This is a genomic window from Clostridium sp. HGF2, from assembly GCF_964240115.1.
Classification (GTDB): domain Bacteria; phylum Bacillota_I; class Bacilli_A; order Erysipelotrichales; family Erysipelotrichaceae; genus Clostridium_AQ; species Clostridium_AQ innocuum.
This window is the reverse complement of sequence record NZ_CAXSSO010000002.1, coordinates 84558-109464: the sequence shown is the minus strand read 5'-3', so window position 1 is coordinate 109464 and position 24907 is coordinate 84558. Positions and strand designations below refer to the sequence as shown.

The following is a 24907-nucleotide window of genomic DNA, read 5'->3' as shown; positions in this document are numbered from 1 at the left end:
TGCAGGTTTCTCTCTATGGATGAGCTTATACAACAGAGCTTTCTTAGATTCTGAGTTTGCGCCACGAAAAATACTCTTTGATCATACACTTGCATTAAAATAGCGAAAGGATATAAATTTCCATGAATAGCAAAACCATATTCCTTTATAGTAGCTTCGCCGGTGTTTGAATTCTTACAGCTATATTGCTGTCTACATATAAGCTGATTTTCGTAATTTTTCAGAGGTTGCTGAAACAAAGGTAAGCACGCTGTATGTTTTTTCTGGTGTTTCACATTATAAAAAGGGAATCCGAATTTCTATTGTTAAACACAATAGCTTTGAATTCCCTTATTTTTCATAAAGAGAGCATGAACAGCTTAATTTTCAAGCAGCTTTTGTACATGCTTTTGCATGAATCGCCTATTTTCTCCACCCTGCATAAAAGGTTTTATTACCAGTAGTTCCCTTTTTAATAGCGGTTACCTTCTTTTTACAGGCAGCATCCGTATACCAGCCTGTGAATCGATAGCCTTTTCTGCTTGGGTTTTTTAGCTTCACAGAGGATGTGATCGAGTATTTGGCAGGATTGGATTTCGTATTCTTCCCGCCATTCAGCTTATACGTGATACGGTAGCTGTTTTTGCTCCATTTCGCATACAGTGTTTTGTTTCCGGTTGTTCCTTTTTTAATTGTCTTGATCCGTGTCCGATAGCGGCTGTCACTGTACCAGCCCTTAAAGGAATAGCCCTTACGGCTTGGATTTTTCAGAGATACAGTTGAATTGATTGTAAATGCAGATGGATTGGACTTTGTATTTTTACCACCGTTCAGCTTATAGGTGATGCGGTAGGAAGTGGCGCTCCACTTCGCATACAGTGTCAGATTTCCTGTTCTTTTCTTGATGTTGGTTACCTTGTTCTTATATTTACTGTCGCTGTACCAGCCCTTGAAGGAATACCCCTTACGGCTTGGGTTCTTCAAGGAAATGGAGGAAGTTACAGAATAGGTGGATGGATTGGACTTCGTATTTTTCCCGCCATTCAGCTTATAGGTGATGCGGTAGGTGTTCTTGCTCCACTTCGCATACAGCTTCTTGTTTCCCTTGGTTCCTTTTTTATAGGACGTTACTCTCGTCTTATATTTGCTGTCGGAGTACCAGCCCTTAAAGCTGTATCCGCTGCGGGTAGGATTGTACAGCTTGACTGCCTGATTGTAATACACGCTGACATTGGATTTATGATTGCTTCCGCCATTGAGCACATAGCTGATACCATAGCCGCTGAAAATTCTGCTTGCTGCTTTTACCTTGCTGCCATCCTTTGCCTGTGCAGTGATCGTAGCTGTTCCAAAGCCCTTCGCATAAACCTTTCCGCTGCTGCTGACCGTAAGGATATTCTTGTTGCTGGATGTCCAGGTAAGACCTTTGTTCGATGCATCCGATGGAGATATGGACGCCGACAGCTGCAGATAGCTGCCCTTGGTCATATTCGCGGATGCCTTATTCATTTTCAATGCGCTGACCGGGTTGGTGACCGTCACATAAACCACATCACTGCCGTTATCATACGGGGAGTTCAGACTGACGGATGTCACCCCTGCCTTGTGTGCTGTTATGACACCCATTTGATTCACAGAAGCAATATCCGGATTGTTGCTCGTCCACTGGAAAGCGACATTCACGCCGGCAGGACTATAGGCGCTATAATTCAGCTGATAGGACTGTCCTCGTTTCAAATTCAAGGATGCTTCCTGAATACTCACCTCCACCGGAGGAACATTTACATTGATTTCGCAAAACGTTCTGATATTCTCATTATCATCCGACATTGCATAGATGTAGGCAAACCCCGGTTTCAGAGTCTTATAATGGCCGTTTTGATCCACGGTCACAACACTGGTGTTTGAACTGTGCCAGATCACCTTCTGATTGGTCGCATCCTGTGGATACACCGTTGCCTTTACATCTCCTGTATTTGTAACAAATACCGCATGAGCTGTGCTGTCTAATTGTATATGATCAACAGCGATTTTCACTGTAATCCTACACTCGGCACGTATGCCGTTCTTCATAACAGCTGAAATCACTGCAGTTCCACTCTTCAGGGCGGTAACCCTGCCTTTTTCATCCACAGAGGCAACTGCAGAGTTGCTTGATTTCCATGCGATGGATTTGTCCGTTGCATTTGCGGGCTGTATATCTGCCTGCAGGGCTACCGATTCATCCGGATGCAGGGTTGCACTTTGCTTATTCAGCTTCAGGGAAGTAACCGGAATATCCTTCACGGTTACTTGAAACGATGTTTTTGCGCCATGATAGCTGACAGTGATCGAATGATTTCCGGTAGTCAAAGCGGTATTCTCCACCCTGTATGCCGTGGTTTCCCTCTTAGAGCCGTCCGCATATACAGCCTCTATGCGCATTCCCTTCAACGATACTTTCTCTCCGGCTATATACTCCAGTTTATCGGGAGGCGTAAGCATATGCAGTGATACAGGAGTTTCCCGTTCTACTGCAATATTGTTTTCTGCCGGCATCCCAAACGGGAGCTTCCATGTGATATTTACGGTATCCTTTTCTCCGATGTTCACAATACCGGCGTCAAAACGCCCTCGATAATCGGTTTACATTTCTTTTCCCTCCACCGCAATCGTGATGTAGGGCAGGGATACACCCTTAAGAGCCACATCCCCGTTTTGGGAAGCCGTGAGCGTCTGATCAATGCGAACCGGAACCACCGCTACCGGCCGGTTGGTTGCCTGAACACTGTGAATACTATTTGTTCCTGACCACATAAACGTACCCTGTGTGTTGTTATAGCCTGTCGTACTCATTTTGCAGAACACGGTTCCATCAACCTGAATACCTTGGGAACGCAATACACCCAGTACATAGACATTCCCTGTCACATGCACATTTTTCATTGTAAGGAAAGCATTTTCCCCGACATACAAATCCCCATCGTAAACATAATCATTTACTGTTTTAGAATCCGTAATATAAAATACATTGCTCAGTCCCTGGGCGACATCCGGATCAGGCACTACCTGAAATCCCTGTGCAGACATATCTAAATAGCGCATATTCTCATAGGAAGATGAAAGTAAAGGCTGATTGATATAGTTCACAAAATTCATTTTGTAATCCCACAGAGCTACTGAATAAATGGTCCAGTTTCCTTCCTCCAGATCGCTGTCTGTAGGAATTGTCAATTCATATACCGTTTGATCCTGCGAATATTCCACGTTTTTCCTCAACGCCTTACCACTGGGAGAATGCAGGGTGATTGAAATTCTTTTGATTCCACTCATATCATCACTTGCATCAAATTGATATTTAATTGCGGAACCAGGATAGACTTCTTTTGACAAAACGGAAATTCCGTGCAGCTCCGGCCTTGTAATATCGGCGCCTGTTGAATCTGTAACCGTTACATCCAGAGGGGAAAAGTCATATGCATATACCGCATAGCTTGGCAGGTCAACGGTATTATATATCAAAATTCTGTCACCATTTTCCAGTCCTGCATCGATACGATCAACCCTCCATATGCCGTCTTCCTCATCCTCAGACGTTTGAAATATGCCTGTGTATCGTCCGTTTCCGTCATATTTCATAGTTACCCCTTTTTCCTTTTTTGTAATCGGGGCAGTCAGATGTATTGTTATTCTGGAGCTCATCGGTTTTTCACTTTGTACATCTATTGTGTACGTAACAGCCTCTTTTGCTTTCACCGTGTTGGATGATACACCGATATTCGTAATCTCAAAAGGCAGGGCTTTCATCTGCTCAACAACCTCCTGTGCCTTCATGCTCTGCGGCATACAGGACACTGCCAGAGCCAGGGCTAGTGCCAGCTTTCGCCATTTCATTTTCTTTTTCATGTAATCCCTCGTTTCACCATCTACCATCAGTATACTCCAACCTTTAATAAATAGAAACATCTTCTGATGGACTTTAAAAGCAAATGCGGTTTTGTTCACTGAGAAATCGCAGATCAATGCATGGGTTCATAGCGGGCAATCATGATTTATGAAATCATTGCCATACAATTAATTTGACTTCTTTCCCCTTTTCTTTGCTGTTTATATGCGAGACAGATCGGTGAATAGGAATTGAATGTGTATCTGTATGTAACGGAAGAATGCAAAAGAATCCCCTGTCTGTGCAAGAGGATTCCTTCCTTGTTTTTATGGAATGCATTCCTTTGATAGAAAGCCATATGACGCATGCGGTTTCCTACAGCAGCTTTGCGAGTTCTCCGATATCCTCGATCACGATATCCGGCGTTACCTCGCTCTTTTCGATATCCGCTTCCTTCGTTTCTCCGCTCATCACCAGAATGCTGGTAACCGCACTGTGATCCGCTACGGCGATATCCGTATACAGACGATCCCCGATAATGGCGATCTGGTTTGCGTCAAGACCGGTTTCCTTAATGATGTATTCCAGTGTTTTCGGACTCGGCTTTCCGAAGAATTCCGGATAGCGACCGGTACTTGCTTCAATCAGCCTTGCCATGCTTCCGCAGTCCGGGATAAAGGTATCGTTTTCCATGGGACAGTTGAGATCGGGATTGATGCCGTAGTATGCGGCTCCCTCCCGGATGAAATGACAGGCCTTTGACAGCTTATCGTAGGTCAGTGTCGTATCAAAGCCCAGAACAACGATATCCGGATGCTCCTCATCCAGCTGCCAGCCATGATGTTGAAACTCTGCCTGCAGAGCAGGTGTCCCCACCACATACACGCGTTTTCCCGCATGATGCTCCTTCAGCCAGCGCAGGATGACATGGGTGGAAATCATCATCTGCCGCTGTTCGATATCAATGCCCATGGTATGCAGCTTATCGATATACGTCTTAACGTCCTTTGAGGAGTTGTTTGTAAAGAAATAATATGCTCTCCCGCTTTGTTTTACCGTATCCAGAAAGCTGCGGGTATAGGGGAACAATGCATTCCCTAAATAAATTGTTCCATCCATATCCAGAATGAATGCCCGTATGGGCTTCATCGCTTCCTGGATCTGTTTCTTATCTCGTATCATAATATCCATCCTTAATACGGCTTGCAGGGTCTACTGTCCATAATAGGCATTGGGACCGTGCTTCCGTTTGAAATGCTTATCCAGCAATACCTGCTGCATCGGCTGTACCGCGTTGTCCTGCAGCATGATGCTGACAAATGCCATCGCAGCACATTCCTCCATCACAACTGCATTATGCACCGCTTCAAAGGGGTCTTTTCCCCATGCGAAAGGTCCATGGCTGTGTACAAGCACGCCCGGCATCGTATCTGGATTCAGGTTTTCCTTTGTGAAGGTTTCCACGATCACATGTCCGGTTTCCAGTTCATATTCTCCGTGAATTTCCGCTTCACTCATGAGTCTGGTGCATGGAATATCTCCATAGAAGTAATCCGCCTGCGTAGTCCCTAATGCAGGGATTGCTCGTCCTGCCTGCGCAAAGGCGGTTGCCCAGCGGGAGTGTGTATGCACCGCTCCGCCGACATTGGGAAAGCTCTTATAAAATGCAAGATGCGTCATCAGATCACTGCTTGGCTTCAGCTTTCCTTCCACCACGTTTCCATCCAGGTCGCACAGCACGATATCCTGTGCCGTCATATGATCATATTCCACACCGCTCGGTTTGATGGCGACGATGCCCATTTCACGATCAATTCCGGATACATTTCCCCAGGTAAAGGTGATCAGTCCGTGCTTGGGAAGCAAGAGATTCGCCTCCAGCACACGCTGCTTTAATTCTTCCAGCATAGTGATTCCTACCCTTCTGTGATTTCATCATAGAAATCGTAGAATTTCAACAATCGCATGAAGGTCAGCCGCTGACGGATATACGGACTCAGACGCTGTGTTGTCGTTTTCAGTGCCTCATCAAGTGTCAGCTCCTGCATCGTCGTCAGACCGTGTACCTTTTTCATCCAGCCAATCATAGTTTCCGCATCCGGCAGGTCTGCCAGAATCGTCAGGATATCCGCTTCCTTCTCCTTCAGCATGTTCCCGGTGATATCTGCCATCAGATTCGGTGTGTTTTCCTTCAGAATCTCCTCCTGCAGGACAGGACTGGTGATATTGGCTTTGATGAACTCTGTTTCCAGCTCCATGTGATCCTTCACCTGATAGCCTCCCGCACGCAGCTTCTGTTCTGCTTTCTTATAAACTGCCGTGGCCATACAGAGTCCGACACCGACCTTTTCTCCGTGATAGAAATCAATCGGCTCATTGATTGCGGACATCTCCCACAAATGTGACATATGATGCTCCGCTCCGGATGCAGGGCGGGAATTACCAACCATCTGCATAGCGATTCCGCTCAGCAGCAGACCATACATCAGATTTTCGTAGGCACTCAAATCGCCGTTGCGAATACCGTCCAGATTGTCACAAAGCTCCTTCAGTACCTTATATTCCATATCAACGACGGTATCGCAGATATATTCACCGGTTAGGGCATGCGCGATTCTCCAGTCACACAGTGCCGTAAATTTTCCCAGCAGATCAGCGACGCCGCTTGCGGTCAGACGAAGCGGTGCCTTTGAAAAGATTTCACTGTCCGCCAGCACAAAGCGCGGAGATACCGCCGTAAAGCTTTTCTTAAAGCCGTGCCATGTCATGGCGGCAACGGTGGAAACATAGCCGTCCACACTGGCAGCCGTTGGTATACTCAGAAACGGAAGCTTTTTCTCATACGCATGATAGCGGGTAATGTCATGAATCGTTCCTGAGCCTGCCGCAATCAGAAAGTCAATTCCCGCATATTTGTCCAGCTGCTTCTGTGCAGCCTCCACACCATGCTCATCCGCATGCAGATTTTCAGGGTTCAGCCGGATGGTGATGATATTGGGAAGAAGCTCCTCCACGAGCTTTCCTACCGCTGCATACGTATTGTCATCGCACAGCATGGCAATCGTTTTGTATTCACTGTAATATGTTTTCATGATGTGAGGAAGGCGCTGTATGGCGCCCTTCTCAATAATCATATCATCTACAACAATTTCATGTGTTCTTCCGCAGGCACACGGCTTACGGAATTCCTGTACATCAATCTTCATAGCCTAAGCCTCCGCCTCTGCATTTTTCATTGCCTGTGTTTCCAGATACTCCTCTACGTTTTTCTGTTTCATGCGGTATCCGGCATAGCAGACCACATATGCGACGACGGCGACACCGATCCATAGCGGACTTCCGCTCAGGAAGGCGAGGAAGATCAGCCCCATCAGCGGTTTTCCCAGTATATTGAAGCTGGTAATCATGGCAGCACCTGCCGGAATCGCATAGCCTGCGCCCTTGGCAACCTCGGTAAACAGCGGTGCTGTATACGTACACATCAGTAAGCCGACACTGAACCAGATGGCACCGGTAACGATGACCTTTGCCATGTTTCCGTTGAATACGGCAACAAGTCCCTCTACCATATAAGGAATTGCGACCAGATCGACAACCGGCAGTGTCTGGTTGCCAGGCAGGAAGAATGCAATCAGTACCATAACCGGCATCAGCAGCAATCCACACGTCAGCGTTGCAGGCTCTCCATAGCCGACAGCATCATTGACGGCGATATACCATTCGCGATCTCCGGTATTGCCCATGAATTTACGGGCACCCTCGGTGATCGGCGCAAATGCCTGTGCAAAGAACCCTGTGATTTTCGGGAAGATGGCCATAACCGCAGCCGTGGCAACAGCAGCCGTCAGCACAGATCCCCAGCCTGCCATAGAGCCAAGATTGGACAGGTTTCCCAGAATACCGATAATACCACCCAATACAAAGCCAATGGTCATCGGTTCCCCCATGAACCCGATTTTCTGCTGGATCGTCTGCGGATTCAGCTTCAGTTTGTTGAAGCCGATTGCATTCAGAATCGGATCGAAGACAATGGCGAAAATACCCGGTTCAATGTTATGCATAGCGATGATGGTACAGTTTGGATACTGATAGTACGTAGACCAGCGTTTTGCCAGCATATCGGAAATCAGCAGAGAATACAGGTTCAGCAGCACCATGCAGGCAATACCCAGTGCAAAGTTATCTGTCGCAAAGATAACCATGGCTCCCCAGACCATATAGGAATAGTTATTCCATAAATCGGATGGCTGGAAGCACTTTGTCCATTTGATCAAAAACAGCACAGTCTGTAATACGATACCAAGTCCCAGATAAATCATACCGGCACTTGTCGAGAATGCTACCAGACTGGTTGCCTGCCAGCCGACATCGAATACATTCAGATTTACACCGGTGATATTGACCATGGCATCCGCCATATTCTTTACCAGCGGTGTGATAATCGGTGTGAATGCGCCAACCATCAGGGAAATACCCTCCAGAGATACTCCGGCATATAAGGCGGAAAGGAATGCTTTCTGCGGTTTGACACGGAAGAACAATGCGATGATTCCGATGATGATCGGTACGATAACCGCAGCCCCAAAATTGTCGATCATTGATTTCAGAAATTCTAATATAACCATACGTTTATCTCTCCTTTATAATTTATGTTGCGTACTGCGAAGTCGAATGCCTATTTCCCTATTGACTGCAGTGCCTTGAGGAAGTCCTCGAAGAACTTGTCCTCTCCCATTCCTGTGATGCAGGCAAAGGCATTGACACAAGGAATCCCATAATCTCCCTTAGGAAGCGGTGAGGTGTGTGCGATAATGTCAAAGCGTTTTGACTGCGCCAGATTTAAAGCCTCGGTCGGTTTTGCCTCGGTAGCACTTACCTGATAGCCGTGCTCGGACAAACGGTCCTTCAGCTTTGCGGCCACCATGCTGCTGGTGACGGTTCCCGAACCACAGATTGATAGAATGTTTACTGATTTCATAAGTTTTCTCCTCCTATTTCTATTTCCTTCTGTTTTACTATATCTATGACCTCGTCGGCGCTGGAGGCTTGATAGATCTTCTCCAGAACGGCGTTGTCCTGTATGATACGCAGAATCTGCTGCAGCTTCTTAATGTGGTTTTTGGGATCCTCAATCGCCAGCATGAAGACAACCTTCACCTCTACCTGTGTATCATCACTGCCCATTTGAATGAACGTTACCGGATGCTTCAGTGTCATGATTCCTTCAGTTTCATGCAGTACATAGCCGGCATCCGTATGCGGTATTGCGACACCGAATCCATTGATATCCAATCCGGTTGGAAACTGTGCCTCTCTTTGTTTCAGGGCCTCCACATAATCGCTTCGGCTGTAGCCCTCGTTTATGAAGCAGGTGCCCAGCTGATCAAAGATATCATTGGCATGCCCTGCTTCCGCCTGTAGGTGAATCAGTTTTTTATCTAAGTCTTCCCAAATCATTTCCATACTCCTTTTTGTCGATCATGAGGGATGCCACCCCTTCATGTATCCCGCTGTTTCTATCCACCTACAGTGTAATGCAAAAAGCGCTTTCATAAAAGAGTAAAAGACTGCGCAGAGGATTGCAGAGTTTTGAACAGTGGAATTCTTTGCACAGCAGGCATACTGCAAATTGTACCATAGAAAAAGACCCTGTATCAGCGTACAGCGTCTTTTTGTGACATGAATAACAGCCGGGATTTACATGAGGCTATCATAATATTTTTGGTATTTTTCTTTGAATTCCTTCCGCTTCAGCAGACTGACACGAATCGATTCCTCCTTCAGCTGCAGTGTATGCCCCGCTTCATAGTAATAGCCGCAGGACGGATTGATGAGTAGACCGTTTTTCGGACAGACAAAATAATCATCGTATATGCGCTGAAAATCCTGAAATCGCATGAATAGGTATAGCGTGTATTTCCCATGTCCAGACAGAGCTGCTTTTTTATAACGCTCACTTTATGGATTTTATAAATCGGTACAGCGATGCTTTTGTCCCCATCTTTTACATGGATGCGTATATTGATGTAATTCAGGCGGCGTTCCAGATGCTGAAGCAGCGGCAAAAGCTCCTGATCCAGTTTGGATTTGGGAAGAAAGGTAAAGGCGGAAAACTGCTGGGTGCGCTCAATGGCGAAATTATCCAGCGAGGACATGAGTATGATAATGGCATCCGGATTTTCCTTATAAATCATATTTCCGATTTCTATACCGGAGTGAACCGGCATCATCAGATCGCTGAGATAGGCATCATAGGTGCCCTTTAATGCATAGCTTGCGTCATTGGCGATATCAGCATGAAAGGCGGGATGCAGGGCTTCAATTTTCTTTTTGATTTCCTTTGCCTGTTCTCTTTTGTCATCAATAATCAGTATAGTATAGTGCTGCATAAGTACCTCCCTGTCGGCATGGTGTTGCCTTGTTTCCAGTTATATGGTGAAGCACACAGGATAGAGGAGGGCTTCCTTTATGGATACATTCAGGTGCCGGCTTCTGTCCTTCGCGCGTTATATATACAATAGCATAATTTGAAAAGATGAAAAGGCTTTTGGGACAAGCGGTATGCCACAGGTATCATTCGGTCATTTTAAGATGTAAAAAGCTATCTGATGAAAAATCTGTTGTATCGCCTGTACATCATTCATCACCGCTATATCAAATACACCGGGACTTATACCTTCGATACCACTTCTCAGTTGCTCTGCCGCATCCGCCTGATCATCCACAGTCAATAAGGTATATGTTTTCATTTGTCTCTTCCTCCACCTATCATCGTCTTCATCATAAACATTATGATCATAAAAGTAAATAAAAATGGGACAAGCGGTCGATTTAGGTAGGAAACGGTAAAAAATTAAAAGCATAACTGGCTCTCCTCCTATTCTGGTAACACATAGACCGTTCCCTCCTGGATAGATACCATTCATCCCCTACATATTTACATTTTCCACATTCCATGTAAAATAAACATAGGGAAGTAGATGATAAGGTAGTGGTTTTCCCCTTCTGTAAATCAAATCATTTTCCTGTTTGCAGCTATCTGCGTACCTGATGATGTTCAATGCCCAACCATTTAGTTACGCAGCAGGCATGCGAAAGCTTATATAAATAGAAATGGAGGATCTTTATGTCAAATTATAAAAAAATAGTATTGCCTTTTCTGCTTCTCTGCTCATTGGGGACACTGGCTATTTCCATGGTATTCTTATGGACGAGCGGAATCGCCCTGGATGAGATGATCAGTGTCACAGAATATTTCGATTCCTATGGGATGCTGTACTGGCTTCTGTTGCTTATCTCTATCCTTTCATCACTTTCCTGTATCATACTGCTTGTGGCTGGAAACAGGTCCATTCAGAAGTAAAAGAGTTTAACTGTTAGCGGTATGAAAAAGCTCCGGTCAAGCATAGGTCATGACCGGAGTTTTATTTATCTACTTTTTGTAAAGAAAACGTTCATCCAGTATTACTTGGAACGCTTCCTGCAAATCACGGAAGCCCTCCACAGGAATCGTCTGCAGCTTATCCTGTCGGCAGGAATGCACCTTGATCCACATCTCGGCACTCTTTTCAATCGTATGCATCAGACCAAAGGTGGAATCAAAATCCACGCCGCTGCAGAACATTCCATGATGTGCCCATATGACCGCATTATAGGTTTCCATCAGCCTGCTTGTGACAACGGCAATCTCGCGACCTCCCGGTACCATCCACTCCACGACACCGATTCCCTCAGGAAAGATGATCGGACATTCCGTCATCATCTCCCAAATCTCTCTTGTGATAATTTCCGACTTCAGCGGAAGCAGAAAGGTAAGTGCAATCACATTGGGACAGTGACAGTGATAAATCACGCGGTTTTCATTATTTGTAAGCTTTGCCTTGACTGCCATATTCATAAGATGCGTAGGCAGCTCACTGGTAGGACGGCCTCCGTTTTCAAGACCCCAGCGAATACGATACTTTGTACCGGTAGAATCAACCTGTATGATGCCTATTGTATGCCGGGGATCCTTTTTCATATTGTGAAAATACTTTCCCGTGCCGCTGATTAGAAAATATTCATTTGCAAGATTATCCACATTGGTACCAATCGGCAGCCATTCCCCTTTATCGTGCAATTCATCTTTTACATCCGCAACATTTTCCGGCTTCATCCAATAGGTGAAATTCCCGCCGTTGCGCTCATGCCAGCCCAGTCTGTCGCCATAATCCGCCATAGCGATATATTCATTTAAAAATGATGTTTCTTCTACTTTCATATGTTTTCTCCTCTCATATCCCACAGGATAGCAAGCAGCTGTAAGCCATCCTTATCTTAAATCATGCATAAGACATTGCCCTCTGTGTGCAGGGCAATCATATAGGTTTTATATCATGTATTTCGTATGTCCTGTTTGCACTGCCTCCTGCAGCTGTTCCAGCAGCAGCTCCGGACTGCGTTCATAGGAATCCAGAGTATCCCCGCCGCGATGATTGGTAAGTGTGCAGTTATCCAGTTGTACGACAGCATCTTCTTTAGTCAGCGGCTCCTTCGGAAATACATCGATCGCAGCCCCCATGATGCTGCCGTTTTGCAGCGCCTCCTCCAGCGCCGGCATATCCACCAGTACCGCTCTTGCCGTATTGATCAGATAGCTGACCGGTTTCATAAGCTTCAATTCCTCACGCCCGATAATCGGGGGATCATTGGGTCCGATGCGACCGTGAAGGGATACGATATCACTTTCCTGTAACAGGGTTTTCTTATCAACCGCGATACAGCCAAGTCGCTCAATAACAGATGCATCCAGATAGGGATCATGTACCATGATGCTGCATCCAAACGGCTGCAGGCGCTGTGCGACAAGCTGACCGATTGCACCAAAGCCAATCAAACCTACCGTCATACTTCTAAGCTCCCGTATCGATCCGGTATTCGGATAGGATTCTCTCCAGATACCCTCGCGCAGGGAGCGATCTGCTCTTGTCACATTTCGTGTTTCACAGATCATTAACCCAACCGTCAGCTCAGCAACGGCAAAGGCGTTGTGCATGGGACAGTGAATAACTCTGATTCCTTTTTTCTTTGCACTTTCCACCGCGATGTTTTCCACACCGCCCCTTGCCGTAACAATATACTTCAAGTGCGGTGCCTGCTCAATGATATCCTTTCCCACCGGACACATATGAATGAAGATCACGTCCGCATCCAGCATAGCCTCCTTCAATTCCCCTTCGACTGCATATGCCTCACTTCCCTTTGTTTCAATCTTGCGAATCAGCGTACGTGTAGATACACGATCCAGATCCGCCTTCCATGAAAAGCCGTGATAGGAACAAAACAGTGCGTGATGTTTCAATACCCTAGCGAATGCCTCCTCTGACAGAAACATATCTCCAACAGCAACACATTTCATATACATTCCTCCTAATTGTTCGTTTCGCACATTCATCATAGTACAAAAATGAAAATTCAGAAACACTATTCATGTTTATTGTTTATATTTCATCTTTTTTTTAATTTTATTGTTCGAAACGCACATTTTATGATATAGTGAAGGCAGGTGATAACAATGACAAAACAGGAACGGCAGAAAGCAATACTTGCGCTTTTGCAGGAAAAAGGAGAGCTTCACGTACAGACGATATGCCGAAGCTTCCACATAGTGGCCATGACCGCTCGTCGTGATCTCATGGAGCTGGAACAGATGGGAGCATTGATTCGAACACATGGAGGTGCCATCGCAAAGGAAAAGAAAACCTTTGATGCGCAGACACCGTTTGCAAAGCGCCGTAAGCTGCATACAGAGAAAAAGCGGCAGCTTGCCCATATTGCAAGAGGCTTTCTGAAGGAGCATGATCGTATTTTTCTTGCCAGCGGCTCTACGATGGATATGTTTGCGTCTGCCCTTCTGCACTACCTGCCATTGACCGTCGTAACCGATGCTGTGAATGTGGCATATGAATTGTATCAGGATTCCAGATTACCCATTTTTATGCTCGGTGGTGAACTGCGCAGCAATTCCCTCACGCTGACCGGTCCGATTGCACAGACAAATCTAAAACAGTTTCAGCTGTCAAAGGCCTTTTTAAGTGTGAATGCGATAGATGAAAAGGGAAACCTGTATACCGACAGTGTGGTGGAAAGCGGTCTGCTGGAAACACTGTTCTCCATTGTGGAGGAGGTCTATGTCCTGTGTGATTCCAGTAAGCTGAACAGCCGTGATTTCATTGCAATATCTCATGAACAGAGCTATACGCTTATCACAGATCAGGACGCGGATGAAAGTCTGCTGGAGGCATATCGGCAATGCGGTATCCGCGTGGTGAAAGCTGCACCACAAATTTAATTTCATAAACTCAGATTTTATTGTTATGCATCATTTTACAATTAGCCTGAAAAATGAGGAGAACCCGTTTTTTATGGTATAATACTAGATATAGTTCTAATCACTGAACAGAAAATAGGGAGGAAATGATGTTATGAAGAAAAAGCTTTTACCATGTGCTGCACTTATGGCAGCCTGTCTTGCCGTATCCATGCCGATCGGTGCAAAAGAAAATCCGGAGCCATGGAGCAATACCTTGTCACAATCGGAAGAACATGTAATTAAGGAAACCGGAATTGATAAGCGCTTTGATATCGGTAAAGCCGTATCCGTAAAGCTGGATAGTGCATATGTGACAAAGGACACAAAGATTCAACTGACAGAAAATTCACTTTACAAAAAGGTTGGGAAACTGATTCCTGCACCATTCCACTTTCGCAGTGTTACCATAACCAAGAAATCGGGAAAGCTTATAGAATTTCCGGATACGCTGCAATTTCAGGAAAACAGCGGCTCCTTATCCCTGCATGGTCAGCTGCAATGTATCGAAATAAACCGTATGGATATAACGGGGGATACGATGGCTGCGACCTATACGGGTGTTCTGCTGGCAGAATAATAAAAAAGCTTTCAGATGCGTATCGCAGCTCTTCAGAAAGCTTTTTATTTTATGTGTGATACTACTTCATGAGCCCTTTTACGCATGGTAGTACGTTCCTACAGTATCCTGCAAAGAGCTGTTTATAAAATGGATTCATATTCATAAATTATCTGATATACTTCCTCTGCGGTTTTCGCCTTTCTGATATTCTCACAGAAATCCGCTTTCGATAACAGATTCATTAAATGAAACATTGCCTTCAAATGCGAGTCCTTATCTATCGTGGACAGACAGCATACAAAATCCACAGGATCATAGAACTGCGAATGAAACGGTACCGGATGCTTCAGCCGAATCAGCTGCATCCCCAGCTGCATCCCACCGACATCCGGCGATTCATGCGGCAAGGCAAAGCCCTGTGCCAGTACGATATACGGTCCCATTGTTTCAATATTGCGAATCATCTGCGTGATGTACTGTTCACTCAGATAGTCCTGTTCCAGCAATGGCTGCGCACTTCTTCTGACAGCCTCCTTCCAGTCTGCACATTCCACATCCACCTCGATATGTCCGGCAAGCAGTTCACGAAGCGTTGCCTTGTCACTTGGGGCTATCGGAAAGAAATGCGATTGCAGATCCCGGATAATATTCTTATAGATTTCATCCTTATCCAGCGGGCTGATGGCAATGGAATTCGCAATCAGTGTCTGAAGTCGCTGAAAATTCGGATTGGAATTCACACGGTGCATACCGCTTTTCAATGTTTCCAGCTTTTCACCCAAAAGGATACAGTCCTCATCACTCAGATACGGATGCAGAATGATGGTTTCACAGCGCTCCTCCTTCAGCGGTACCGTTGATATGATCAGATCGATTCCTGTAACATCATAATTCGCGAGTGCATGCACCGGCAGAACATCCGCTACATAAAACTGAAAGTATTTTTTCAGCCGGCTTAACAGCAGCTGTGAGGTTCCCACACCGGAGTTGCACACAAGAAGAATCGTGAACTGCGCACCCTGATAACGGTTGCGCTCCATTGCCGCACAGACATGAATGGTGATATAGGCGATTTCCTCACGGGTGATGGCTCTTTGTACAAACAGCTCCAGTGGCTGCAGATTTTTCTCAATCGCTGCGACAACCTCCGAATTCTTCTTCACGATTTCATACAGAAGCTCATTGTCACTATCATACCCCATATCCAGATCCTTAAATGTGGATTGCAGATGATTGGTCAGATTCTGGTAAAACTGAAAATCATTGCGCAGATCAATATTCAGATCATGCGCTACGGCATCAATAAACTGCTTGGAGATGACCTGAATCTGCATGATCTTCTCATCCACATCATTGCGTTTGAGATAATGCATATTGTACAGGATATCCGCCAGCAGGTATTCCTCCTGCAGCCGATGCTCCATACCGAAATAATCCTCCATTTTGTTCATCAGATGGCTTGCCATTTTCTGCGTGGACAGATGCTGGGATACATAGTCGATCTCCACAAACCGATGCTTATGGTAGCGTTCAATCATAAGCATTAGATACTGCCGCAAATCTTCAAAGGAACCGTCAGTTAAAAAACGGCTGCTTGATAATTCCGCATCCTTGATCATACGCTTCAGGCTTTCCAAATCCTGTGGGGACATCATATCTTTATATTCTGAAATCCGATACTGCTGCACATACGGCAGGCGCAGCAGATGCATCAGCATGATCCGGCGGCTGCTCTCCCTGCCCTGAATACGCAGACCTCGGCGAAGGGATACGATTTCCAGATCCTGCTTCTGAATGCTCTTGCGTACATCATCCACATCATGAATGATTGTGGAACGGGATACAAAAAGAATATCCGCCAGCTGCTGCAGGGTTACATGCTCCCCCGTATTCGCTATCAGATACAGAATCATATGCATGCGTTCCTCCTTGCTCAGCTTGAAGGAATAAAAATCATTCTGTCCCAGCAGCATGCGAATGGTATCAGTATCCTTCTGCAGCTCAATCACGCCATGCTCACAAAGCTGAATCGGCTTCTGCTTGTTTTCCAGAAGAAAATCCGTGATTCCCTCCAGATCATAGCGAATCGTTCGTTCCGATACCTTGAATTTGTCCATCAGATCATTGATGGTACAGGTTTCCTGATAATCCCGCTTTTCCATTATCCAGAAAATGATTTCTCGTGCACGTTTATTCATTAGCTATCTACCTCACCATATATCATATAGAAAATATGTCAAAATGCAAAGGTTAATTTTCTGCAAAAGACTCCGCAAGAAGTTAATCAGCTAAAAACGGTTTCCTATCGTATAATGGAAGCATAAAGTGAGGTTGGTCATCATGCAATTTAAAACCTATGTTCAGAAAAACAAACCGGTCTATATGTATATCCACGGAGAATGCCTTTCCGCCTTCAGCTTTCAGGAAGAAATACGGGAGCTGAAAAAAGATTACACCCTCATCGTCCCCGTCTTAGACGGACATGGAAGTGAAGCTCAGAAACCATTCATCAGTATACAGCAGTGTGCAGAGGAGCTGCTTACCTATCTTCAGGAGTTTTATAACGGGCATATCCAGGTGCTGTCAGGATTTTCACTGGGTGCGCAGATTGCCGTTTCCATGCTGTCTATGAAGCCGGATCTGTGCGAATACGCCATGATTGAAAGTGCGATGATGCAGCCGGTAAAGCTGCAGAGCTGGAGTGCCTATGCCGGCATCTACACAAATGCACTGGCAAGAAAAAAATGGTTCAATAAATTCATGTACTACACTGTTTTCAATGATGATTTTGCCTTTGAGGATTATTATCAAAATTATCAGGCAATGACAAAGGAAAACCTGAAAAGCATACACCATACAGTCAGTACCTTTCAGCTTCCCGAAAATCTGGCGCAGGCTACATGTAAAACAGCAATTCTGGTTGGACAGCGTGAGAAGAAGAGTATGAAAAAAAGTGCCGATCTATTGAAAGAGGCACTGAGTGATGCACAGATTTTCATGCTGATGAATTATACGCACGGGGATTTCAGTCTTGGCAATCCAAGGGAATACCTGCGCTTTGTCAAAAGCTGGATACAGAACAAGGATATCCAGCAAAAGCGAAAGGTTCGTAAACAGAAGGAACAGCAGGAGGGGGATTACCTGCCGAACTGGAAGCATCTTGTGAATAAGATCAAGGATAAAAAAGCAAAGAAAAAGCTGCAGAAGGCAGGCTCTTAAAATAGAAAAAAGAAGCTTATCCATGCTATATAAAAGATAAGCTTTTCTTATGTATAATCGATTAGGCTATACATCCTGCAGCTGCACAAGAAGATGCCAGTCCATATTCTCACTTTCACTGTGAATACGATAGGCAAGCAGACTCTTTTTTAAAATATCCGAATCACTGCTTACAGCACTTAGAAGCAGCGCTTCATTCTGGAAGACGATATTTCCATCTTTTTCCTGAAATGAAATCTTCACCACATGATGGTACAGCGGCTTTCCGGAAGCATCCAGAAGCTCCCCGCTCACAACCAGATCCTTTGGAACAGATCCAAGCTTCACTGTAATATCCGTATCCTTCGATGAAACCTTCAATATGTCGTCATCCTTCACCAGCTTTGAAAAATCGCTTTCCTCCAGAATTTGTTCCTGACCATCCGCAGTGGCTGTATTCCCGGCTTTACTGCATGCGGTAAAACTGCCCAGGAAGAGAAACACCAGACACAGAAGCAGTATTTTTTTCATATGATACCCTCCATCCTTTTCCATATATATCGTAACATAGAGAGCAGGAATTGCAACCTCGCGTCCTGCTGTTTCGCATGCATTCTTACAATCTGAGCGAAATCTGTATCATAAATACATCATTGACGATGTGCTGACTGCTCCATTCCATGCCTTTACAACGATCAGGATGATGCAGGACACGGGACACGGAAACGGTATCCGAAGGATTCTTACTGGTGGTATCGGAATGTGATCGCAACAAACGGAAATGTGTTATAAATTAAACATGTAAGCAGTGCATATCATGTACGCTTACATGTTTTTATTCTCCTTCCATATACGGTGTAAGGGCTGTCCGGCTTTGGCATACAGACAGACAGCAAAGATTCTATACTTTCTATTAACACTGCCGTTTTTCCTTGCTTTTCATGATGAATTCCTACATAATGAACATGCAAAGGGGTGGTAACATGCGCTATCGAGATATATCCATACGTAAAAAAATACTGCTTTCCAATTTTCTTATGGTACTCATTCCCATCATTTTTGTATGCTTCATTCTGTTTTCCCTGCTGCTGGGATTTTCCTTTGTGACACACTCTCCGGCTGCACTCATCCGCAATGTCCTGTTAAACACCTCAAACTACGGACCTACACTGCTAATCAAAACAATGAACGACGAGCTGGCAGGAAGTGAGCACATCACGGACGAGGCCAGACGTATTCTCGCACAGCTTGAAAAATCAGGTCTTCATATTTTCGTCGAGGAAGCACACGATCAAAAAGCGGAGGTTTTATACCACAGCAGCGGAGTCAACCGGAAAAGCATGCAGAAGGAATTCGAAAGCATAGCCGAAACAAAGCAGTATGAGCTTCCTTATATCATATGGAATGCAAACGGCATGGCATATCAGGCTGAGCTGAAAAATGCGGCGGATAAAACCCTGCGCATAACCTTTTCCGGGATGGATCTAACCTTCCCTCAGGACTCTTATGAATCCTGGGAGCATACCAAGCTGATGATCAAAATAACGATTGTCGCAACCGGTGTATTCATGGTATTATTCATTGTAGCACTGGGTGCCGTACTGACAAGAAAGCTGGCACAGCATATCCTGATTCCGCTGTATGATCTCAATCAGGCTACCAGTGAAATCCGAAGCGGTAATCTGAAGCAGGAGATCTCTGTGGAGAAAGAGGATGAAATCGGCGAGCTGTGCTCAAACTTCGAAGCGATGCGCAAGCAGCTGATCGAGTCGGAAAAGCTGCGGTCCCAATATGACCTGAACCGCAAGGAGCTCATTGCAGGCATTTCCCATGACCTTTCCACACCGCTCACCTCCATGCAGGGGTATGTCAACGGACTGCTGGACGGGATTGCGGATACGCCGGAAAAACAGCAGCACTATCTGCATATCATACAGGAGAAAACAAATGCCATGAATGCGCTGGTGGAAAGTCTCTTTCTCTTATCCAAGCTTGATCTGGGACAGGTGCCGTTTCATGATGAATGTGTAAATCTGGCAGACTTTTTACAAGACTGGTATCAGGAATGTGCTTCCCGCTATGAGCATGCAAGCATAAAGCTTACCGTCAAATGCACGCAGCCCGTGCAGGTTTTGATGGACCGTACACATTTTATTCGGGTATTGGACAATCTGTGTCAGAATAGTATAAAATATAGAAGTGAGAATCCGGTGCACATTGATGTCACACTGGAATGCGATAAGAAGGAATGCATTCTCACATTTCAGGACAATGGAATCGGAATCGATCCATCCCAGGCACCAAGATTGTTTGACAGCTTCTATCGCAGCGATCCTGCGAGAAGCTCCAAGGTGAAGGGAAACGGACTGGGTCTTTCCATCACCAAGCAAATCATAACCCAGATGAAGGGTGAAATAAGCGCCAGCGGTGAATTGAACAAGGGTCTGTGTATTACGATAAGACTGCCGCTTTTACAAGGAGGAACAACGCTATGAAACGAATACTGATTGTAGAGGATGACAGAGCGATTGCGGAACTGGAACGCGATTATCTGGAAGCGAATGACTATGAGGTTGAAATCTGTGAGGATGGTGAAAGCGGATTAAAACGCGCCTTGCAGGAGGATTTTGCTTTGATTCTGCTGGATGTCATGCTACCGAAGGAAGACGGCTTTCAGGTATGCCGGAATCTGAGAGCATCGAAAAATGTACCGATCATTCTGGTATCAGCCAAGCGTGAGGATATGGATAAAATCCGGGGTCTTGGTCTGGGTGCCAATGACTATATCGTAAAGCCGTTTAATCCAAGCGAACTGATTGCAAGAGTGAAATCACAAATCGCCAATTATGAACGGCTGACACAGGGAGCACAGAAAAAAGAGAATCTGCTGCAAATCGAAAATCTGATGATTGATTTAAACTCCCATGAGGTTTTTTTGGATGGTGAATCCCTCGTTCTCCCCAACAAGGAATTTGAGCTTCTCGTATTCCTTGCCAAAAATCCGAATATCGTTTTCAGCAAGGATCAGCTGTTTGAAAAAATATGGGGACTGGATGCCATCGGTGAAATCTCTACCGTTACCGTACACATCAATCGGATCCGTGAGAAAATCGAAAAGGACAGTGCCAATCCGAAATTTATCGAAACCGTATGGGGAAGCGGCTATCGTTTCCGCAAATATTAAACGCACACGAATGAATTATCAAAGCGAAGCTAGTTATGCAGAAAAAAACAGGGATATCCAAAGCTATTGCACTCATAATCGCCGGATTCCCTTTTTTTTACAATCAAACATGACGGATATCTCCGTATATATACCGCCTTTTCACAACACATCATATTTTGTATGCCAATTCATATGTTTCTATTTACAGATTCATTTCCCTTCATAGCACGGTATGATTCACCAAGTAAAAGATACACCCCGTATATTCCCGTATTACCAGCACCTACAAACATCCGTCTGTAGATAAGTACACATTGTTTTATCTGGTGGAAACACACGCACTGCATTCTGCACTCTGAGCCTGAAAGCCAAAGAAAATGCAGGAGTCCTGCACATAGGCAAAGGTATTGTAAACTCTTTTAAGAAATAACGAGTATCAAAGCTATTCAGCGCTTCAATACCCGTTTGTCCTGTGAATCACCCGCTTACCATTCCCTGCTCCTCTATTTTTTCAAAATCAGATCAATCTTTGTCTGCAGGGTATTGATGCTTGTCTTGATATCCTCATCCGTCCCCAGCAGTCTTCGTATCTCACTGTCCGCAACCGAAATCACCTGGTCGTAATCAGTAAACTTGGTATTCGGAATTGCATGCTCCATCGTATCATTAAAGAAATCCATATTGAAGGTGGAATCCCCCGGGGCATCCTTCAGTAAATACTCCATCACCTGTTTGGAGCCCGTGATATCCTTTAACACGGAAACGCCCTGAGAATATTTAAAAATATCCTTCTGTGCTGTTGTATCATAGCACAGCGATTTCAAAAATTCCCACGCCAGCTTCTTATGCGAGCTGCTGGCACTGATTCCCATACTCAGCGTATCCAGCTGCGATACATTATCCCCCTCTGGTCCCGCAGGCATTGGAATGCAGTCCCATTCAAAATTCGTATATTTCTTCACACGCCACGGATAGGGCTTGTAGGTTCTGTATTCGCTGAATTTCATCGGACAAAAGGCAACCATCCCCTTATCAAACATGGCACTGTTCACACTCTGCCCCTTATTCAGCTCCTCCAGCTTTCTCGTAAATTCCACAGCCTCATACACCTTGTCATTCGCCAGAGTCGCACTTGTTCCGCTGGCATTGAAAATCGTCGCATCGTTGGAGGCAAGCGCATTCTGCCAGCCATAGCCGTAAACACCAAAGGTATCCAGGGAACCGTCATGATCCGAATCCAGTGTCACCTTTTCACAGATTGTATAGAAATCATCCCATGTCCAGTTATTATCCGGCAGGGCGATACCGAACTTGTCCAGCAGCGTCTTATTCACATACATCATGGTCGGAACACTTTCATATGGCAGGGCGTACTGCCTGCCATTCATCTGTCCGCTTTTCAATGCCGGTGTAAAATAGTTTTTCACCGTAAGCTTTTCATCACGCTGTATGTAGGAATCCAGCTCCTCCAGCATTCCGATATCCGCAAAGGTATACAAATCATCGGACAGCACCATGTATACATCCGGCAAATCACCTTCCAGTGCCTGCTGGGAAAGCCATTCGGAGTAATCCGCCTTCTGCAGACCGCTCACATATTCCACCCGCACATTCGGATGTGCCTTTTCAAAGCGCTCAATGGCCTGATCGATAATTTTGTAGCTGTCTCCGTTGGGAACATCCCAGTTGCTGCCGGCAAACATGCCGAATTTCAGGACTACTGTTTTCTGCTGCATATAGGAAAACCATCCGATTCCGCCGATACACAGCAGCAGCAACACCAGAGTGATCAACAGACGCCGTTTCATCCGTTATCGTCCTGTTCCGCTTTTTCCCGGTGTATATACCAGATGGCCAGCTGCGTACGATCGCGCAGCTCCAGCTTATCCAGAATAACACTCAGATAATTTCGTATCGTACCCTCTGTAAACTTCAGGATTTCTGCGATTTCCTTATTGGACAGCCCCTGTGCCACCTGCTGAATGATTTTCCACTCCGTATTGCTCAGTGTGGGAAGATCATCCTGACTTTGAAATTTCTCAGTAACCACATTATTCTTCGCCATCTGCGAAAAGATACGAATCGCCTTGCTTGCGACATTGGGATTGAAAATCGCACCACCCTGCAGCACGGTTTTTATCGCATTGGAAAGCTCATCCAGTGATACGCCCTTCAACAGATAGCCGCTGGCTCCGTATTTCAAAGCAGAATATACATATTCATCATCATCAAAGGTTGTCAGAACAATAACCTTCACATCCGGATACACTTCCTTCACAAACTTGGTACAGTGTACCCCATCCATATCCGGCATCCGCATATCCATCAAAATGACATCCGGCTGCTCCCTGCGTATTGCCTCAATGACCTCCTTACCGCTTCCTACGGTGGCGATCACCCTGAATTCTTCTTTTGTACTCAATATAATTTTCAGACTTTCGCGGATCAGCTCCTGATCATCCGCAATCATAATCTTAATCATCAGATACCCTCCCTGATTGGAATTTCTGCAAGGATCACAAACCCGTTGGATCCGTAAAACCGGATATCTCCCTGCAAGAGGGCGATACGCTCCTGCATGTGGTGCAGTCCAAAGTCCGGCTTAATAGTTTCACAGCCGATTCCATCATCCTCGATAATCAGAATCAGCGTATCATTTTCCTTTGCGATGGATATAAATATCTCCTTCGCCTTGCCGTGTCGGACCGCATTCGTCATTCCCTCCTGAATAATGCGGTATATGACCTCTTCCTCGTCCTTATCAAAGGTTAAATGCGGAAGATGACATACAAAATGAATAACGACATCGGTAACCCCCTGGAATTCCTGAATCATTTTATCCAGAGCTTCCTTCAGCGTATAATGCTCCAGTGCATCCGGACGCAGCTTATCCACGGAACGCCGCACATCCTTCAAGCCGTTTCTGGCCGTTTCCGCCAGCGTGCTCAGCTGATTCTTTGTTGCGGCCGGATCGATTTCACTCATCAGTACACAGGCATCGATACCGACGGATAAGCCGGTCAGTGTGTGCCCCAGCGTATCATGAATTTCTCTTGCCAGACGGTTTCGTTCTCTGGTCGCTCCCATCTTTTCACGGATGTTGGCATATTCCTTCAGCTGTTCATTCAAATCCTGCAGCTCCTGATTCATCTGTAGAAATTTCTTGCTTTCATTGATTTTCTCCTGTACAAGAAAGATCATATACAGGATAAACATGATGATGTTCAGGGAAGCCAGCGTGTTATGGATACTGGACAGCACGGACTGCGTCATGGAGTTATAGCATGCGAGATAGTCATTGAAGGAGACGATGGCAAAGCGTCCGGACAGAAAATCATAATTCCCGCACAGATAGATGACAATCATCACGGCCAGACAGAGTGCCCGTTCCCGGTTGGTGCTGATATACGTCAACAGATCGGCCATCACAAGAAGCAGAATGCTGTTGGTGGAAAAGCTGAGAGACTGCATGATAATCAGACAGAGACAGGTTTCCAGCAGAAAGCTTCCCGCCAGCTTCCAGGTGGTCAGCTGAATCTGATGCCGCAGCCGCATCACAAACAGAAGTATCGGAAAACAGGCGACCGATGTAATCATGATGCGCAGAGGATTGGAAGGCAGACACGGTAAGGTCGAAAGAAAGGTCCTGGCCTCATACATATCACAGATGCGCAGTGTGGTAATGTACATAATGACACTGATAAACAGAATGATTGTCAGATTGAGAAAGCACATCATCCAGTGAATCGCCTTCAGCTTCTCATCATTGCTCCATTTCATAAACCCCAT

23 protein-coding genes are annotated in these 24907 nt (G+C 45.4%); 6 read left to right on the top strand and 17 right to left on the bottom strand.

Annotated features, from left to right (window positions below):
* Positions 1 to 402: 402 nt before the first annotated feature.
* From ACESPQ_RS04325 to ACESPQ_RS04280, 10 genes are all read right to left on the bottom strand, one after another.
* Entirely contained in the window at positions 403 to 2571 is a 2169-nt protein-coding gene (locus tag ACESPQ_RS04325; RefSeq protein ID WP_373143976.1) for an InlB B-repeat-containing protein, read from the bottom strand.
* A 33-nt stretch (positions 2572 to 2604) separates the two neighbouring features.
* Complete coding sequence (locus tag ACESPQ_RS04320; protein ID WP_373143975.1) at positions 2605 to 3864, bottom strand: hypothetical protein; 1260 nt, start codon at positions 3862 to 3864, stop codon at positions 2605 to 2607.
* A gap of 355 nt (positions 3865 to 4219) precedes the next feature.
* Entirely contained in the window at positions 4220 to 5026 is an 807-nt protein-coding gene (locus ACESPQ_RS04315) for an HAD-IIA family hydrolase (RefSeq protein WP_109771138.1), read from the bottom strand.
* 30 nt (positions 5027 to 5056) lie between these two features.
* Positions 5057 to 5752, bottom strand: coding sequence for an L-ribulose-5-phosphate 4-epimerase (locus tag ACESPQ_RS04310; protein WP_002607970.1), 696 nt, complete (start codon positions 5750 to 5752; stop codon positions 5057 to 5059).
* A gap of 8 nt (positions 5753 to 5760) precedes the next feature.
* Entirely contained in the window at positions 5761 to 7050 is a 1290-nt protein-coding gene (locus tag ACESPQ_RS04305) for a sn-glycerol-1-phosphate dehydrogenase (protein WP_373143973.1), read from the bottom strand.
* A gap of 3 nt (positions 7051 to 7053) precedes the next feature.
* The gene (locus tag ACESPQ_RS04300; RefSeq protein WP_002607968.1) at positions 7054 to 8469 is read right to left on the bottom strand and encodes a PTS galactitol transporter subunit IIC; all 1416 of its coding nucleotides are present in this window, start codon (positions 8467 to 8469) and stop codon (positions 7054 to 7056) included.
* A 50-nt stretch (positions 8470 to 8519) separates the two neighbouring features.
* Positions 8520 to 8822 (bottom strand): PTS sugar transporter subunit IIB, encoded by a 303-nt coding sequence (locus ACESPQ_RS04295; RefSeq protein ID WP_002607967.1) that lies wholly within the window; start codon positions 8820 to 8822, stop codon positions 8520 to 8522.
* Positions 8819 to 9301: a PTS sugar transporter subunit IIA gene (locus ACESPQ_RS04290; protein WP_002607966.1), complete on the bottom strand. Its 483-nt coding sequence runs from the start codon at positions 9299 to 9301 to the stop codon at positions 8819 to 8821. The genes ACESPQ_RS04295 and ACESPQ_RS04290 overlap by 4 nt, the downstream gene beginning before the upstream one ends.
* A gap of 323 nt (positions 9302 to 9624) precedes the next feature.
* Positions 9625 to 10233, bottom strand: a complete 609-nt coding sequence (locus ACESPQ_RS04285) for a response regulator (protein ID WP_002607965.1) — start codon at positions 10231 to 10233, stop codon at positions 9625 to 9627.
* Positions 10234 to 10425: 192 nt separating this feature from the next.
* Positions 10426 to 10593, bottom strand: a complete 168-nt coding sequence (locus ACESPQ_RS04280; protein ID WP_258291445.1) for a hypothetical protein — start codon at positions 10591 to 10593, stop codon at positions 10426 to 10428.
* Between the two features lie 377 nt (positions 10594 to 10970).
* Here ACESPQ_RS04280 and ACESPQ_RS04275 point away from each other — a divergent pair, with 377 nt between their 5' ends.
* Positions 10971 to 11207, top strand: coding sequence for a hypothetical protein (locus tag ACESPQ_RS04275; RefSeq protein WP_373143972.1), 237 nt, complete (start codon positions 10971 to 10973; stop codon positions 11205 to 11207).
* Between the two features lie 69 nt (positions 11208 to 11276).
* Here ACESPQ_RS04275 and rhaD read toward each other — a convergent pair whose 3' ends face one another.
* Positions 11277 to 12104, bottom strand: a complete 828-nt coding sequence (gene rhaD, locus ACESPQ_RS04270; RefSeq protein WP_002607962.1) for a rhamnulose-1-phosphate aldolase — start codon at positions 12102 to 12104, stop codon at positions 11277 to 11279.
* A gap of 108 nt (positions 12105 to 12212) precedes the next feature.
* Positions 12213 to 13241, bottom strand: a complete 1029-nt coding sequence (locus ACESPQ_RS04265) for a 2-hydroxyacid dehydrogenase (protein WP_002607961.1) — start codon at positions 13239 to 13241, stop codon at positions 12213 to 12215.
* Between the two features lie 156 nt (positions 13242 to 13397).
* On the opposite strand from ACESPQ_RS04265, the gene ACESPQ_RS04260 reads away from it, so the two are divergent.
* Positions 13398 to 14174 (top strand): DeoR/GlpR family DNA-binding transcription regulator, encoded by a 777-nt coding sequence (locus tag ACESPQ_RS04260; protein WP_373143971.1) that lies wholly within the window; start codon positions 13398 to 13400, stop codon positions 14172 to 14174.
* A gap of 133 nt (positions 14175 to 14307) precedes the next feature.
* Positions 14308 to 14772, top strand: a complete 465-nt coding sequence (locus ACESPQ_RS04255) for a hypothetical protein (RefSeq protein WP_002607959.1) — start codon at positions 14308 to 14310, stop codon at positions 14770 to 14772.
* Positions 14773 to 14894: 122 nt separating this feature from the next.
* On the opposite strand, the gene ACESPQ_RS04250 is transcribed toward ACESPQ_RS04255, so the two are convergent.
* Positions 14895 to 16952, bottom strand: coding sequence for a BglG family transcription antiterminator (locus ACESPQ_RS04250; protein WP_109771141.1), 2058 nt, complete (start codon positions 16950 to 16952; stop codon positions 14895 to 14897).
* 142 nt (positions 16953 to 17094) lie between these two features.
* On the opposite strand from ACESPQ_RS04250, the gene ACESPQ_RS04245 reads away from it, so the two are divergent.
* A complete protein-coding gene (locus ACESPQ_RS04245) occupies positions 17095 to 17973 on the top strand; it encodes an alpha/beta fold hydrolase (RefSeq protein WP_002607957.1) in 879 nt (292 codons plus the stop codon).
* Positions 17974 to 18039: 66 nt separating this feature from the next.
* Here the strand turns inward: ACESPQ_RS04245 and ACESPQ_RS04240 are convergent, their stop codons facing one another.
* Entirely contained in the window at positions 18040 to 18483 is a 444-nt protein-coding gene (locus ACESPQ_RS04240) for a hypothetical protein (RefSeq protein WP_002607956.1), read from the bottom strand.
* Positions 18484 to 18935: 452 nt separating this feature from the next.
* Here ACESPQ_RS04240 and ACESPQ_RS04235 point away from each other — a divergent pair, with 452 nt between their 5' ends.
* On the top strand, positions 18936 to 20447 hold the full coding sequence (locus tag ACESPQ_RS04235) for a HAMP domain-containing sensor histidine kinase (RefSeq protein ID WP_257328131.1): 1512 nt from the start codon (positions 18936 to 18938) through the stop codon (positions 20445 to 20447).
* Complete coding sequence (locus ACESPQ_RS04230) at positions 20444 to 21136, top strand: response regulator transcription factor (RefSeq protein WP_002607954.1); 693 nt, start codon at positions 20444 to 20446, stop codon at positions 21134 to 21136. Before ACESPQ_RS04235 ends, ACESPQ_RS04230 begins: the two co-directional genes overlap by 4 nt.
* Before the next feature lie 485 nt (positions 21137 to 21621).
* On the opposite strand, the gene ACESPQ_RS04225 is transcribed toward ACESPQ_RS04230, so the two are convergent.
* Genes ACESPQ_RS04225 through ACESPQ_RS04215 form a run of 3 tightly spaced genes read right to left on the bottom strand, consistent with a single transcriptional unit; the run spans position 21622 to position 24907 of the window.
* Entirely contained in the window at positions 21622 to 22926 is a 1305-nt protein-coding gene (locus ACESPQ_RS04225) for an ABC transporter substrate-binding protein (protein WP_002607953.1), read from the bottom strand.
* Complete coding sequence (locus ACESPQ_RS04220) at positions 22923 to 23600, bottom strand: response regulator transcription factor (RefSeq protein WP_008727190.1); 678 nt, start codon at positions 23598 to 23600, stop codon at positions 22923 to 22925. Before ACESPQ_RS04220 ends, ACESPQ_RS04225 begins: the two co-directional genes overlap by 4 nt.
* Positions 23600 to 24907 (bottom strand): sensor histidine kinase, encoded by a 1308-nt coding sequence (locus ACESPQ_RS04215; protein ID WP_002607951.1) that lies wholly within the window; start codon positions 24905 to 24907, stop codon positions 23600 to 23602. Before ACESPQ_RS04215 ends, ACESPQ_RS04220 begins: the two co-directional genes overlap by 1 nt.

Bases quoted from the DNA above. Each gene is read 5' to 3' on its own strand.
- ACESPQ_RS04255 (WP_002607959.1), top strand. From the start codon at position 14,308: ATGAAGAAAAAGCTTTTACCATGTGCTGCACTTATGGCAGCCTGTCTT.
- rhaD (WP_002607962.1), bottom strand. From the start codon at position 12,104: ATGAAAGTAGAAGAAACATCATTTTTAAATGAATATATCGCTATGGCG.
- ACESPQ_RS04265 (WP_002607961.1), bottom strand. From the start codon at position 13,241: ATGAAATGTGTTGCTGTTGGAGATATGTTTCTGTCAGAGGAGGCATTC.
- ACESPQ_RS04230 (WP_002607954.1), top strand. From the start codon at position 20,444: ATGAAACGAATACTGATTGTAGAGGATGACAGAGCGATTGCGGAACTG.
- ACESPQ_RS04225 (WP_002607953.1), bottom strand. From the start codon at position 22,926: ATGAAACGGCGTCTGTTGATCACTCTGGTGTTGCTGCTGCTGTGTATC.
- ACESPQ_RS04235 (WP_257328131.1), top strand. From the start codon at position 18,936: ATGCGCTATCGAGATATATCCATACGTAAAAAAATACTGCTTTCCAAT.
- ACESPQ_RS04310 (WP_002607970.1), bottom strand. From the start codon at position 5,752: ATGCTGGAAGAATTAAAGCAGCGTGTGCTGGAGGCGAATCTCTTGCTT.
- ACESPQ_RS04245 (WP_002607957.1), top strand. From the start codon at position 17,095: ATGCAATTTAAAACCTATGTTCAGAAAAACAAACCGGTCTATATGTAT.
- ACESPQ_RS04220 (WP_008727190.1), bottom strand. From the start codon at position 23,600: ATGATTAAGATTATGATTGCGGATGATCAGGAGCTGATCCGCGAAAGT.
- ACESPQ_RS04290 (WP_002607966.1), bottom strand. From the start codon at position 9,301: ATGATTTGGGAAGACTTAGATAAAAAACTGATTCACCTACAGGCGGAA.
- ACESPQ_RS04260 (WP_373143971.1), top strand. From the start codon at position 13,398: ATGACAAAACAGGAACGGCAGAAAGCAATACTTGCGCTTTTGCAGGAA.
- ACESPQ_RS04240 (WP_002607956.1), bottom strand. From the start codon at position 18,483: ATGAAAAAAATACTGCTTCTGTGTCTGGTGTTTCTCTTCCTGGGCAGT.
- ACESPQ_RS04320 (WP_373143975.1), bottom strand. From the start codon at position 3,864: ATGAAAAAGAAAATGAAATGGCGAAAGCTGGCACTAGCCCTGGCTCTG.
- ACESPQ_RS04305 (WP_373143973.1), bottom strand. From the start codon at position 7,050: ATGAAGATTGATGTACAGGAATTCCGTAAGCCGTGTGCCTGCGGAAGA.
- ACESPQ_RS04285 (WP_002607965.1), bottom strand. From the start codon at position 10,233: ATGCAGCACTATACTATACTGATTATTGATGACAAAAGAGAACAGGCA.
- ACESPQ_RS04315 (WP_109771138.1), bottom strand. From the start codon at position 5,026: ATGATACGAGATAAGAAACAGATCCAGGAAGCGATGAAGCCCATACGG.
- ACESPQ_RS04275 (WP_373143972.1), top strand. From the start codon at position 10,971: ATGTCAAATTATAAAAAAATAGTATTGCCTTTTCTGCTTCTCTGCTCA.
- ACESPQ_RS04250 (WP_109771141.1), bottom strand. From the start codon at position 16,952: ATGAATAAACGTGCACGAGAAATCATTTTCTGGATAATGGAAAAGCGG.
- ACESPQ_RS04295 (WP_002607967.1), bottom strand. From the start codon at position 8,822: ATGAAATCAGTAAACATTCTATCAATCTGTGGTTCGGGAACCGTCACC.
- ACESPQ_RS04215 (WP_002607951.1), bottom strand. From the start codon at position 24,907: ATGGGGTTTATGAAATGGAGCAATGATGAGAAGCTGAAGGCGATTCAC.
- ACESPQ_RS04280 (WP_258291445.1), bottom strand. From the start codon at position 10,593: ATGAAAACATATACCTTATTGACTGTGGATGATCAGGCGGATGCGGCA.
- ACESPQ_RS04300 (WP_002607968.1), bottom strand. From the start codon at position 8,469: ATGGTTATATTAGAATTTCTGAAATCAATGATCGACAATTTTGGGGCT.